The sequence below is a fragment of the Thermohahella caldifontis genome (assembly GCF_041153465.1).
In the GTDB taxonomy this organism is placed as follows: Bacteria; Pseudomonadota; Gammaproteobacteria; order Pseudomonadales; family Oleiphilaceae; genus Thermohahella; species Thermohahella caldifontis.
This window is the reverse complement of the sequence record NZ_CP154858.1, coordinates 130,854-143,957: the sequence shown is the minus strand read 5'-3', so window position 1 is coordinate 143,957 and position 13,104 is coordinate 130,854. Positions and strand designations below refer to the sequence as shown.

9 protein-coding genes are annotated in these 13,104 nt (G+C 61.7%); all 9 read right to left on the bottom strand.

Annotation, left to right across the window (positions count from 1 at the left end; all coding sequences use genetic code 11):
* Positions 1-6: 6 nt before the first annotated feature.
* Entirely contained in the window at positions 7-3,687 is a 3,681-nt protein-coding gene (locus AAIA72_RS00695; RefSeq protein ID WP_369601543.1) for a DUF1631 family protein, read from the bottom strand.
* 251 nt (positions 3,688-3,938) lie between these two features.
* Entirely contained in the window at positions 3,939-4,982 is a 1,044-nt protein-coding gene (mtnA, locus tag AAIA72_RS00690) for an S-methyl-5-thioribose-1-phosphate isomerase (protein ID WP_369601542.1), read from the bottom strand.
* Between the two features lie 21 nt (positions 4,983-5,003).
* A complete protein-coding gene (gene smrA, locus AAIA72_RS00685; protein WP_369601541.1) occupies positions 5,004-5,588 on the bottom strand; it encodes a DNA endonuclease SmrA in 585 nt (194 codons plus the stop codon).
* A 63-nt stretch (positions 5,589-5,651) separates the two neighbouring features.
* Entirely contained in the window at positions 5,652-7,877 is a 2,226-nt protein-coding gene (selD, locus tag AAIA72_RS00680; RefSeq protein WP_369601540.1) for a selenide, water dikinase SelD, read from the bottom strand.
* 110 nt (positions 7,878-7,987) lie between these two features.
* Positions 7,988-9,007, bottom strand: coding sequence for a medium chain dehydrogenase/reductase family protein (locus AAIA72_RS00675; protein ID WP_369601539.1), 1,020 nt, complete (start codon positions 9,005-9,007; stop codon positions 7,988-7,990).
* 36 nt (positions 9,008-9,043) lie between these two features.
* Positions 9,044-9,910, bottom strand: coding sequence for an EAL domain-containing protein (locus AAIA72_RS00670; protein WP_369601538.1), 867 nt, complete (start codon positions 9,908-9,910; stop codon positions 9,044-9,046).
* 14 nt (positions 9,911-9,924) lie between these two features.
* The gene (locus tag AAIA72_RS00665) at positions 9,925-11,478 is read right to left on the bottom strand and encodes a response regulator (protein ID WP_369601537.1); all 1,554 of its coding nucleotides are present in this window, start codon (positions 11,476-11,478) and stop codon (positions 9,925-9,927) included.
* 55 nt (positions 11,479-11,533) lie between these two features.
* On the bottom strand, positions 11,534-11,890 hold the full coding sequence (locus tag AAIA72_RS00660; RefSeq protein ID WP_369601536.1) for an Hpt domain-containing protein: 357 nt from the start codon (positions 11,888-11,890) through the stop codon (positions 11,534-11,536).
* Between the two features lie 75 nt (positions 11,891-11,965).
* Positions 11,966-12,937, bottom strand: a complete 972-nt coding sequence (locus tag AAIA72_RS00655; protein ID WP_369601535.1) for a hypothetical protein — start codon at positions 12,935-12,937, stop codon at positions 11,966-11,968.
* Positions 12,938-13,104: the final 167 nt, after the last annotated feature.

Genomic DNA, 13,104 nt, shown 5'->3' with positions numbered 1-13,104 from the left:
GTTCTTTCATTCCTCTGTCATTTCCTGGCTCACCCATCGGTTCGCCAGCTCTTCAAGCCTTACCGGGCGGCCATACAGGTAGCCCTGCCCGTACCTGACCCCAAGCAGCCGCAGAAACTCTTCGGTGCCCGGATCTTCCACAAATTCGGCGATCGTCTTCATGCCCAGCAACTGGGCCATTTCCGCAATGGAACGCACCAGCGCCTGATCTTTCACATTATCCTTGAGATTGCGGACAAAAATCCCGTCAATCTTCACATAATCCACCGGCAACTCCTGCAGATAGGCATAGGAGGACATGCCGGTACCGAAGTCATCCAGGGAAACGCTGCACCCCAGTTGCCTCACCTCGCGGATAAACTGGACAGCTGTCGTCAGATCACTGACGGCGGCCGTTTCCGTGATTTCAAAGGTCACCTGCCGACGCGGCACACGACGACGTGTCAGCTCGTTGAGGATGTCATCCAGTGCGGCCGGATCATTGATGGTATTGCCGGACAGATTGATGGACAACCCATGCAGGTGCGCCAGCGTCTCCGGGTGCTGCTCCATCCAGTCCATCACCCGGCGGAACACCCAGCGATCCACATCCGGCATGCGGTGATAGCGCTCGGCCACCTCGATCAGGCCTGCGGGGCTAACGTAGCGGTCCGTCTTGTCGCGCACGGCCATGAGAATTTCGAAATGCGGCAGCGCATCCGGATCGTGGAGATCGTGTATCGGCTGGGCCCGGAGCTGGATCCAGCTTTCCATGCCATCATCCAGGCGGCGCAGCCACCCCAGCCGCTCGCGCTGCTGTTCCCACTCGATCTGCCGCCGCTTGAACACGCGCAGGCTGTCTCCTCCGCGCTCCTTGGCCTGCATGCAGGCCAGCGATGCGTGACGCAGGGCAATTTCCGCCGATTCCACGTGGCCATCCACCTGCGCGAGCCCCATGCTGAAGGTGACCCTGAAGCGACCGTCATCGCCAAAGGTGAGCGCCGACAAGCGCCGGTGGATTTCATCCGCCAGCGGACCGGCTGTCGCGGCATTGCAACGCAGCAGCAGCACGGCGAATTCGTCCCCGCCCATGCGCCCCACCAGCGCGCGACTGCCCAGCATTTCCCGCAGGGTCTGGGATACGGTCTGGAGCACCCGGTCTCCCCAGGGATGTCCGAGCGTGGTGTTCAGCAGGCGGAAATGATCCACATCCAGCAGCAAGAGGTGATGGGCAACCCGCTCCGCCGTGGCCTGCAGATGATAACGTTCCAGCAACTGTTCGAATTCATAGCGCGTCAGCGCGCCGGTCAGGGGATCCTGCTGGGTCTGCGAGGCGATATCCGAATAGAAGGACTGGACGATCTGCTGTATGACCTTGTCCATCAGCGGATGCTTGTCCTGCAGGGCCAGCTCGATACGCCCTTCGGCCAGCAATCCGGCAAGCTGGTGGAGATCAAATTCCTGTTCGGTCAGGCTGGTCAGGCCGCTGACGGTGAAGTGCAAACGGTCCCCGCTGCGCCAGGCCAGCCGCATATAGGCGGGCTGCTGCGGATCACGCCGGTCAATGACCCAGTCCCCCACGTTGAGCTGGTAGATCTTGCGTTGCCAGGGATCATCCGGTTCGCTCAGCGTGTCATCCAGCCCGGCCAGCGCCATGCCATCCGTTGCAGAGGCTTCCAGGGCATCAAATGCCGCCGCATCCAGGTTGCGCAGTGCCACCTCTGCCCGGCCTTCCAGCTCTGCGCTCAGTCGGTTGATCATGAGGCTGTCCGCCGGCGGTGGCAGACTGTCCTGTATGAAGCGCCTGAATTCGGGCCACCAGATGGTTGCGGGAATATCTTCCGCCCCTTCGGCACGTGCCCTCAGGGCCTCGAGCAACTGTCTCAGTCCGCCGATGCCGGCCCGGTAGCGCTCACCCCCGTGATGCTTGAGCCAGCTCACGACCAACGCCTGCCTCAGACCCTGATCATAGAGCAGTTCGATGACTGTTGCGGGCACCGGGTTGCCCACCAGCAGTGTCCGCAGGTCTTCACCCACGGCAATCTGACTGGCCAGCCGCTGCTGCCGGGCCGCTTCGGTGCGCGCCTTGCGTTCACGAATGCGCTTGAAATGCTGGGCCTGGCGCCGCGACAGGTCATCAAACAGGCGCGTCATCTCCAGTACAATCTGCCGGTCATGGGGCCAGCGGCCATTGAGCAGTGCAATTTTCTCCAGAAGACGTGCCTGCTGGGTGGCCGGGGGGGCCGGCAGGTTGGCCAGCCGCCCCAGTGCGTTGAGCCACAGTCGTAACGGATGATCCGGAACGCTGTAAATGTCATCCGACTGGATCAGGTCAGCGAGGAAGCATGCGGCACGAGCGGCCAGTTCATCACGCAACCAAGGTATGGCGTCAGACAGGGCAGCCAGGGCATCAAGCGTGCGGCCGTAGAGTTCGATCCGCTCGTCCAGCTCCGGCGGCAGCAGGGCGCCCGAACGCATCCCTTCCCTGTTCAGGATCGACTCGACCCAGTCACGTAAGGCGTCGCGGTAGGGGGGCTTCAGGACCTGCTCACGTGCGGTACGCAGGAGGCCGTCTTCAAGTCGCGAGGCCATGTCCTCGGTTTCTCTCGCTCCGGGAGACAGGCCGGTCAGTGCATACAGGTGCTGACGTGCCAGGCGGTGATCTCCGCAGATGGCCACATAAAGACTGTACAATTCGTGCAGCATCCGGCGCTGTTCGGCAAGGGGCAGACTCGGTCCATGGTCACCGGCACGCTCATCGGCGGTATCGGTTCCGGTGCTTTCCCCATGAGTGGCGCGTTGCTCCTGAGCATAACGGATCAGACGCCGGTACAACTGCTTGAGATGGAATCCGAGGGGGTCGGCCAGAAACGGCAGGACCTGGGCGAGTTCGTGCAGGTTCAGCCCGCTGGCCAGCAACGCACTGCGCAGCCCTTCCGCCAGCTGTCGGGGCGAGAGGGGATGCAGGTCATAGTCGGCCTGCCGTTTTTCCAACTGCCGGAGCAATCGTTTGAGCTGTTCGTAGGTGGCTGCCACATGCTGTTCAATCTTGCGGGTGGAGACATTGACGGCCAGCCAGCCTTCGATATCGGCATCTTCCAGCAGGGACAGGCGTGCTGCCAGGCCTGTGCCACCCTGCCCCTGCCAGCTCTCCCATTGTCCGGCGACGTGGGCCACCAGACGATCCGCAATATCGGCATGATGGGCAATCAGGGCATCCGCATAACGCTTCAGGCTGAAGGGAATGCGGGACTGGGCAACGCCCTGACGCATTTCGTTGAGCGCCCGGTCCACCAGGGGCCTCAGCTGGGCCCGATACAGACTGTAGAGACCGTTCAGCGCGTCGGTTTCTTCCAGTGTCGCCTTACCGGATGCGGCTTCGGCCGGCACGGACGAGGCGGCCAACGCTTCCACCAGAAAGGGCTGCGGGGCTTCAAAGCGCAGAGCCAGCAATCCGGGCTCTCCGCGAACGACCCGGCAGGGCACATCATGAATACCGGTCCGGGCCAGACGAATTTTCATGTGCAGGGTTTCACGGGCGGCCAGCGCCCGGGCATCCGCCCCGGCCGGATCCGTCACCACCAGGGCGCCGCCGGCACACACATTCACCAGACGCCCGCTGCACTGCAGCTCGCCGTGCACAAGCTCCACTGACCTGTCGGTCGCAAAACGCTGGTACTGGCGCTTTTCATGCGTGATGTCGTTCATGCCGCCCCCGTCGCTGCGTTACCGCACGGACTCCGGGCCTCCCTTTCTTATTGTTGAGCCTCATTCCTGGCCATATTCTGTCATATCCCTGTCACGCCCTGTGTGGAAAATATGTAACCAAACGGGACGCTTATCTCAGATTCGTCAAGATGCTGACCGCTGTCAAGCCGGGGATACCACGGGACCGGTTCCGCAGGCACTTCCGGGCCGGTCCCGTGCGCATGAAAGGGGCCTTCCTGAAAGCCCGTGGTTCAGGATGATGACAGGAGTGTGCGGATCTTTTCGCGATCAGGTCGTTCGACCACACCCTTTTCGGTAATGATTGCATCCACCAGCTCTGCCGGGGTCACGTCAAACACCGGATTGAAGGCATCCACATTGTCGGGAGCGAGCTGCACGCCTCCGACCTGACGGACTTCAGCCGGGTCCCGCTCCTCGATGGGAATATCCTCACCGCGCTCCAGATTCGGGTCAATCGTGCTGACCGGCGCCGCCACCAGAAACTTCACACCATGGTAGCGTGCCAGTACCGCCAGGCCGTAGGTGCCGATCTTGTTGGCCACATCGCCGCGGGCGGTAATCCGGTCCGCCCCCACAACCACCCATTTGACGCCCTGATCACGCATGACCGATGCCGCTGCCACATCAGCAATCAGACGCGCCGAAATGCCGTCGCGTACCAGCTCCCAGGCGGTCAGGCGCGCGCCCTGAAGCCAGGGCCGGGTTTCGTCCACGAACACGTACTCCACGAGCCCGGCCTGCCAGGCGCTGCGGATCACGCCCAAGGCCGTACCATAACCTCCGGTGGCCAGGGAGCCGGTATTGCAGTGGGTCAGCACAGCGCCACGCCCCAGCGGCCGGACCCAGTCTGCTCCCAATTCCCCCATGCGCAGGTTGGCCGCCAGATCTTCCTCATGAATGGCTCTGGCTTCGGCTTCGAGCACTTGGCGAATCGCCTCGTCGGACTGCCCCTCAACGCCTGCCAGACGTGCCTCCATGCGCTCAAGCGCCCAGAAGAGATTGACTGCCGTGGGCCGGGAAGCGGCGAGTCCTTCGAATGCTGGCCGGAGGCTTTCCCGGTTGACCGGGGCCGCCTCGTGAGCCGCCTGTACAATCCCCCAGGCGGCGGCGATCCCGATTGCGGGCGCACCCCGCACGACCATGTCACGTATTGCGGCAGCCGTATCCTGCCAGTGGATACTGGTCAGCCAGCGTTCCTCGCGGGGCAATGCACGCTGATCAATCAGACGCAAGTGCCCTGCCTCCCAGGTCAGGGGTTGAAAAATCGGTTGCACAGATTCGTCTCCAATGCGGGTCTATCGTTGACCAAAGCGCTCCCGGTTGGCCTGGCGCGCCTTTTCACCTTTCCTGAGCATGACATAGACGGCACCCGTGCCCCCATGGCGGGGTTGGGCACTGTGAAATGCCATGACATCCTCGAATTCCTGCAGCCAGTGGTTCACGTGGCTCTTGATCACCGCAATGCGGTCCGGGTTGCGGTCCCCCTTGCCGTGCAGGATCATGACGGTCCGCAACTCGTAACGGACACAGTCGCGGATGAATCCGAACACGGCCTTGCGCGCCTCTTCCACCGTCACCTTGTGCAGGTCCAGACGTGCTTCCATTTCATACTGGCCGAGCCGGAGCTTGCGGAACACGCCATGCTGGACACCGGGGCGGCGATAACTGAGCACGTCCTCGCTGCGGAGCATCTCCACGTAACCGGTGGTGAGAAAATTCCGTACCGGCCTGAAATCGGTCGCCGCCAGTGAACGACGCACAATCTGACCCGGCGTGACTTGGCGGGGTTTTCTGACATCCGCGACGTTGGCATCGGGCAACGGCCGCACGTCCGCCATTTCTTGCAGAAACGGATTGTGATCATCTTCTGAACCGGACATGATTGCCACTCCTCTCCCCGAACCGGATAGTGTACCGAATCCGCCGCGGGGAAAGAAGGATTGTCAGCCGGCCGTCACCCGGATGCGGCCCCGGCCTTCCACCACCTCTCCCACAACCGCTGCACGGTAGCCCGCTGCGGACAGGGCAGCCGCCAGGGCCGTCGCGGACGCCAGCGGCACGGCAAAGACCAAGCCACCGGAGGTTTGGGGGTCAAAGAGCGCATGCCAGGCTGTTTCACGGGTCAGCGCCTCATCCACATCCATGAGGTGTCGTGCATGAAGGTTGTGATGATACAGAGGGGGCTTCACGTTCCGCTGCAGTACCTCATCCACACCCGCCAATAACGGCAGTGCCGTGAGCCTGAGATGAATGTCGAGCGCGGTATCACGCACCATTTCCGCCAGATTGCCGCCCAAACCGTATCCCGTGACATCGGTACAGTGGCGGACGCCAAACTGACGAGCAATGTCCACGGCCTCCCTGACCGGCTGAAGCATGCTGCCAAGGGTTTCTTCCACCCAGGCCGAACGTGCCCGGGCATGCCGGTGTGCCGTGAGAACAAAGCCGGTTCCCAGGGCCTTGACCAGAACCAGCCCCAGCCCCGCTTGCTGCAGTCGTTTCGGAAGCCAGCACCCTTCGGCGACGGTTCCGTTGACCGTGATGCCGAACATCATCTCCATGCCTTCCGCACTGTGTCCGCCGATCAGGGCAGCCTGATGGCGATTCAGTTCATGAAGACAGCCGGACATGAGCTGGAACAGGTCTTCTTCCATGAGCGGGTCGGCAGCAAAGGGTACCACCGCCGTGGCCATGACCGAATGCGCTTCGCCCCCCATGGCATAAATGCTGGCCAGGCCGTGCAGGGTGGCAATGCGACCAAACATCCAGGGGTCTGACAAGACCCAGCGCAGCATGCTGACGGCCTGCACCCAATCCTTGCCCGCCGGCACCCGGACCACAGCGGCATCGTCTGCCTCCGCCACACCGGAAGCAATGCCTGCCACGGTTTCAACACCCAGTCGCTTGAGGACGCGATTGACCTGAGAGCGGCCCATCTTCGAGGCTGCGCCCTGGGGATCCATGGCCAGACTTTCGAGGGGCAGATCATCCGGCACGATGACACGAGGCCGGTTCCGGTCTTCATCTTCCGGCAACTCGGGCAGGTGTGTCAGTTGTTCAAAATACAGATCGTCACGTTGTGCCTTGATCAGGGCCGGAACACGGCCTTCTGTCACCAGCCTCCGCCCGATCATCAATGCCCGGCCTTGTCCCAGATCGATGATGGCCCGCCCGGAGACGTGCTCATGGAAAGACTTGAGTGGCCGCATGGCCAGATGGCGATGCAGGTTATCTGCAAGCAGGCGGCCTTCTTCGACAGCCGTGATGCGATTGTGGGGGACCGGTACAGGCGTCTGAGCCACATCCCCCAGGGCAAAAATGGCCGGATCACTGGTTTGCAGGTGGGTATTGACGCTAAGGAAGCCTTCCTGCGTGCAAGCCAGCCCGGTTTGCGACACCCATTCCGGTGCCCGGACACCCGTTGCCAGAATGGCGGCATTCGTATCCAGCCATTGACCATTGTCCAGCATCAGCCTGTGATCCGCCCCCTTGACAACACGGTGTCCGGAGATGAGTTCGATACCACGGGAGTGGAAATGGTCTGCCATCAGTCTGGCTGCCTTCGGATGAAAGTCGGGCAGCAAGGCGTGGGCGATCACACGCATCCGGATCCCGTTCCGACCGCAGCGATCCAGCGCATCCCGTATTGCAAGCGTGAGCTCGCAGGCCGCGGCACCGCCGCCCACCACGCTGATCACGGCTTTCCCGGTCTCCCGGGAGAGCCTTTCCATGTCACCATGCAACCGGGCAATCAGCTTCCGGAAAGGCCGGACCGGCCAGATCCAGTCGGCGGGTTCGAGTCCGGGGGGGCAATGCAGAACGCCACCGGTATTCAGGGACAGCACATCAAAGCGAATGGGCGGGTGGTCTTCCAGCAGAACCCGGCGCCCTTCCGTATCCACTCCGACCACCCGCCGGTTGACGAAGCGAACGCCGGCCCAGGCACAGGCCTTGCGAATATCCAGTGTCCACTGCTCTTCCGGCAAGTTGTCGCGAATCGCCCGGGCGAGTCTTCCGCCAAAGGGCACAACGGACTCCAGGCTGATGCAGGTGACCCGCACGTCTGCCAGCGGATACAGGCCCAGCTGCCGGATGACCTCCAGATGACCATAGCCACCGCCAGCCAGAACGAGATCCCGCTTCTGTGGAACCGGGGTTGCATAACGCATGATCAGTGATCCCATGTGATGTGGTGTGGTGTGGTGTGGTGTGGTGTGGTGTGGTGTGGTGACCAGCGTAACAGGATGCTGCGTGCAGAGGACTGACCTGCATCAAATCATCAGCTGAAATCCAGGAGAACCTTGCCACGGTTCATCCGCGACTCGATATATCGATGCGCCTCGGCTCCTTCTTCGGCAGTGAAGACCTTGTCCACATGCGGCCGAACCCAGCCCTCCTTCACGCCCGTCAGCAGATCCGCCATCCAGCGTCGCACCTTCTCCGGCTCGTGCCACAGATGTCCCATGTTGACACCAAATACAGCGCGGTTGCCGTTCATCAGGCCCACCGGGTGAAAGAATGGCATGCCGATGGCCATGCGTGCCATGCCCAGCCAGCGGCCAGCTCCGCCTTCCGATGCAGTCGAGATACCGAACATGCCGAGGCGACCGGTCGCCCGAAGGGCCCGGTAACTCTTTTTCAGGTGTGCGCCGCCGATGGGGTCCAGAACCAGTTCCACACCACGATGGTCCGTCAGCGCCATGACCCGGTCGAACCAGTCATCCCGGGTGTAGTCGACCAGCTCGTGACAGCCCCGCTCCCGAAGGAATTCGTGCTTGCGGCCGCTGGCAGTACCGATCATGCGGGCACCCACCTGTCGGGCAATATCAATGACCGCCAGTCCGACACCACCACCGGCGTTATGAATGAGCACCGTATCTTCCGGTGCCAGGCTTCCCATCACCCTCAGCAACACCCAAGCGGTAAGGTAGTTCACCGGTATGGCGGCAGCTTCAGGGAGTGCCAGACCATCGGGCACATGAAAGAGCTGATTGGCATTGACCACAACCTTTTCGGCCTGGGCATTGAAGCGTGACAGCCCGAACACGGGTTGTCCCGGCCGGAACGCCTCCACCCCTTCCCCGACGGCATCCACGTGCCCGCTGAATTCGTATCCCATGCAGGCCGGCAGAGGCGGCGCATCGGGATACATGCCCTTTCTGGCCATGATGTCGGCAAAATTGATCCCGGCGTATGCCACCCGTACCCTGACCTGCCCCGCCCCCGGTTCGGGTTCCGGCAAGCTGTCCAGTTGCAGAACGTCAGGGTCACCGACCCGTGAGATACGAAGTGCTTTCATGGGTTACGCTCCATTTTCCCGGAACGTAACACGCTGTCACATTGATGAATCCATGTCAACATGGACACTGGTGTCCCGGTCCAGACCTTCCCCGGGTGCTTCAATGAAGTAGCCCTGGAACAGCCGGACACCCAGCCCCCACAACGCCGAGAACGCGCGGGCATCTTCCACACCGGATGCGATTACGCCACCACGGCCCGCCATTTTTTCGAGCAGGCGCCTGACACGCGCCTGTTCTTTCGGGTCAGATAAGGCCTTCTGGGTCATCTCGTGGGACAGCTTGATGAAATCCACCGGCAGACGATCCACAATGCGTTCCGTCTGGGATGTGCTGCCCGCCTGCTCCATCACGCAACCGATATTGCTGGCACTGAGGCTTTCCAGCAACGCCTGCATGCGATCCATGTGAGTAGCGATCCAGGGCTCCGGAAGAGAGACATAGAGCCGTACCGGCTTTTGCCAGGTTTTGGCTTCCCGGGCTTCCACCAGATAATCCACCATCTGGCGGATGTGACGCTCCTGGGGCATCAGTTTGACAATCAGGTGAATATCCACATCGTCTTCTGCACGCGCCCAGACCTGCCGAATGGCATGCTCGATCACCCAGCGATCCAGTACATCCTGAAGTCCCAGTTGTCGCGCCCGTTCAAGAAACTGTCCCGGCGTGTACAGTTCCCCCTGACGGGATTCCAGCCTGACCAGCGCCTCGTGAAGCACTTCGCCGGCATCCACGGCCACAACCGGCTGAAACTCCAGCCTGTATCGTTGTGCCAGAAGCGCCTGCTGCATGTCATCCTCACCGGCTTCCGTCTCCACGGAGGCGGTGCCTTCAGCCCGCCGGACCATCACCCGGGCGTCACCCACGGAAAGCGCTTCATCCACGGCAGATTCCACATCCTCCACGGCAGACTCGGCATTCAGATGCTGCCCCCGAGCAACACCGCACCCGCAACGAGGGATATCTGGGCGCCCGTACTTTCGGAAAGCTGTCCCTCGAGCTTTTCCAGGGCATCATTGAGCGTACGCTTGAGCACCGCCGGATCCGAGACGGAAAAGAGACAAAGGCAGGCCGTATCGCCGGCTGCGGTGCCCATGCCGTTGACATCCCGCCACTCCGCAACCAGGCGCTCCAGCTTCATGCCCAGCTCGGCCGTGCCCCGCAGACCCAGTTGTTCACGCAACACGCCGGCATCACGCACCTGGATGAGCACCAGTGCGACCACGTCCTTGGGCAACTTGCCCGACCTGACCTGGGCAACGTGCTGCTCCAGTTCCTGATAAAACAGCGCCCGGTTCATCAGGCCCCTCGGCTGCGGCCGCCGACTGACCGAACCAATGGTCTGCAGTCGCCGGCGCGCCTGGGCCACGAGACGCCGCAGGTGCATGATCAGCACCACGTCCTCCACCGGCTTGCAGAGAAAATCATTCCCGACGATCGAAAGCAGTTCGCGCTGATCCAGTGCTTCCGGTGACCCCGACACAAACAGGATGGGAATCTGGAAATAACGCTCGTCCTGCTTGAGCAGTTGTGCCAGTTCCAGCCCCGTGCAGCCCGGCATGTGGTAGTCCATCAGAATGACGTCCGGCTGGCAGGCTTCCAGGACTTCCAGCGTTTCCAGTGGCTGGGCCAGACAGTGCACCTCGAATCCGGACTCTTCAAGCAGGCGCTTGTAATACCTGAGGATATCCTGATCATCGTCAATCACCAGCACGCGGTCCCGGGCACGGTGGCCGAGCTTGAGCGCAGCCCCCAGACGCATTTCCAGCGCATCACGACTGACCGGCTTGATGAGGTAGCCAGTTGCGCCCAATCGCAGGGCACGGATGCGTGACACAATATCCGTACGCGAAGTCATGACAATCACCGGAGACCTCGCAGTCCAGCGTCTGCCCCGGGTCTCCAGCCACTTCAGCCCGCCATCCTGCGCATCCGGAAACGCGAGATCCAGCAGAATGGCCTGGAAGCGATAAACACTGTCATCCGCATCGAACGCTTCCGGGTTGGCATAAAGGTGGGGCCGGATGCCCATATCCTCCAGCCACAGGCAGAGAATCTGAGCCAGCTGCTCGTCATCCTCGATCAATGCAACATGAGGTGCCTTGCCGCGCACCTGAATCAGGCTGGCCACCGGATCATCCTCCGGCCCCAGGGTCTCTTCCCAGTGCCTGAGCTCGGCGACAAACCGGCTGATGAGATCCCGCTGCTCCGTGGTCGGTGCCCCCGGTGTGCCTCTGACGCTTTCCAGTACGGCTTCCAGTGCGCGGGCCCGCAGGCCAAGCCCGACCAGGCCGTAGGTGCCGGCAGTCCCGGAAAGCTTGTGCACCTCATTGATCAGGACATCCAGGCGGGCTCCATCCCAGCGCAGGTAAATGAGTTTTTTCCAGAGCGCATCAATGCGCTCCAGCCGCCGGGGCAACCGGCTCATGAAATCGACTTTGAGTTTTTCAAACGCCGGGGAGGCATCTGTCATGATGGATCCTTGCTGGGTACTTCTTCATGGAACATCTCCCGGCACCGGCACACCGTCAGCGGCCTGCGGACTCCGGGTTCTGAGCCGTACGGATCGTGACTTCCAATCTGGAGATCAGCGCTTCGAGCTGTCCCGCCTGATGGGAAGGCAGGGGCAGAATCAGCCCCTGCTCCTCAATGGCCCGGAATGCCAGTTCCAGTTCCCGGGCAGCCACCGAGACGTCGGGAAAGCCGAATGTCTGTGCACTGCCGGCAATGGAGTGGGCCACAATCATGGCGTCCCGCAAGGCATCCTGACGTCGTGCCTGAGTCAGGCACTGCCAGTGCTCGTTTAGATCATCGAGTCGTCCGCTCAGATTGCGCAGATAATCCCGACTCAGTGCGGCAAGCTTTTCTTCAAGTGACGTGGCCATAACGGATCCGTACCGGGTTTTCGTCCTGTTCCCAGCATAGACCAAACCAGAAAAAATGCCAGTTTCAGTGAGCCATCATTCTGCCATGGCAGAATCGGCCGGGACCGTGCTGGCGCCATGACCTGCCGTGGCCCCGGGCATAACGGGAGGATAGGTGTAATCGTAATCCCGTGACTGGATCTCGACCATCCGTACCGGGGTGGGTGCCTTGCCTTCCGCTTCCACCACCAGCCGGGTTTCACGTTCGATGCGCTCTTCCATCAATAATCCTGTCCGGGCATCGATCAGACGCTCCGCGGTCCCCTGCATGACGGCATCACGCCCGGACATGCTGTCAATCTGGCCACGGCTGGCGTCCTGCACAAGCGCCTGCAATGCCGGCTTCATGGCATCCACCACGCTTCCCAGATCCGCACTGAAAGTCTGGGTCACCCGCACACAGCCCGCCCGGCCGCATTCGCTGACCCACTCGTAGGCCACACGGGTACTGTACCCGGTGGTCCCCGGCACATTCTGGACGGCGGTGGCCCCCATCGGCAGGGTTTGCCCCATGAACTGACCCAGCCGGGTTTCCCATTCGCTCATCAGCCGGCGCGGAAAGGCTTCGCGGGAGAAGATGCCCTCAAGGCTGACACCGCTCCTGGCGAGCTGATCGGCAATGACTTCATAGCCCTCGACCGCCCGCACATGGCCCGAGGCATCAATGCGGAACACCAGAGGCGCAGCCTTCATGGCTTCCATCAGCGGATTGTCATCTTCCTCACCATTACGGATGAGACTGTATTCACCCGCTTTGAGCTGCATGCGCCATCCGTCGCCGTCCTGATCGAGATGGCAGGTGAGATCACGCTCCATGCGTTCCGAGGAAACGGGCGCCTCATTGCCACCCACGTAACTCATGCGCTCGTCTGTCTGCCGGATCGTGCAGGCCGTACCGGCTTGCGGTGCAAAAACCAGCTTCACGCTTTCAGGTCCCTTGCCCTCGGCTGCCCAAGCAAACCCGGCACAGAACAAGCCGCCCCATATCCATGTCCGACGCACCGTCATGATCACCTCGTCACTCCGTTCATCCGGCCTGCCTCGGCAGGCATCGGTCGCAGATTGTAATATGAATCCGGTTTCAATACATGACCCGGTTCACCATGTGGTAACGATTTTCCTACGAATCACTACGCAATCGCGCCCGTGAAGTGCTAGCCTCAACAGAGTGATAT

Bases quoted from the DNA above. Each gene is read 5' to 3' on its own strand.
- AAIA72_RS00660 (WP_369601536.1), bottom strand. From the start codon at position 11,890: ATGGCCACGTCACTTGAAGAAAAGCTTGCCGCACTGAGTCGGGATTAT.
- AAIA72_RS00665 (WP_369601537.1), bottom strand. From the start codon at position 11,478: ATGACAGATGCCTCCCCGGCGTTTGAAAAACTCAAAGTCGATTTCATG.
- AAIA72_RS00675 (WP_369601539.1), bottom strand. From the start codon at position 9,007: ATGAAAGCACTTCGTATCTCACGGGTCGGTGACCCTGACGTTCTGCAA.
- selD (WP_369601540.1), bottom strand. From the start codon at position 7,877: ATGCGTTATGCAACCCCGGTTCCACAGAAGCGGGATCTCGTTCTGGCT.
- AAIA72_RS00695 (WP_369601543.1), bottom strand. From the start codon at position 3,687: ATGAACGACATCACGCATGAAAAGCGCCAGTACCAGCGTTTTGCGACC.
- AAIA72_RS00655 (WP_369601535.1), bottom strand. From the start codon at position 12,937: ATGACGGTGCGTCGGACATGGATATGGGGCGGCTTGTTCTGTGCCGGG.
- smrA (WP_369601541.1), bottom strand. From the start codon at position 5,588: ATGTCCGGTTCAGAAGATGATCACAATCCGTTTCTGCAAGAAATGGCG.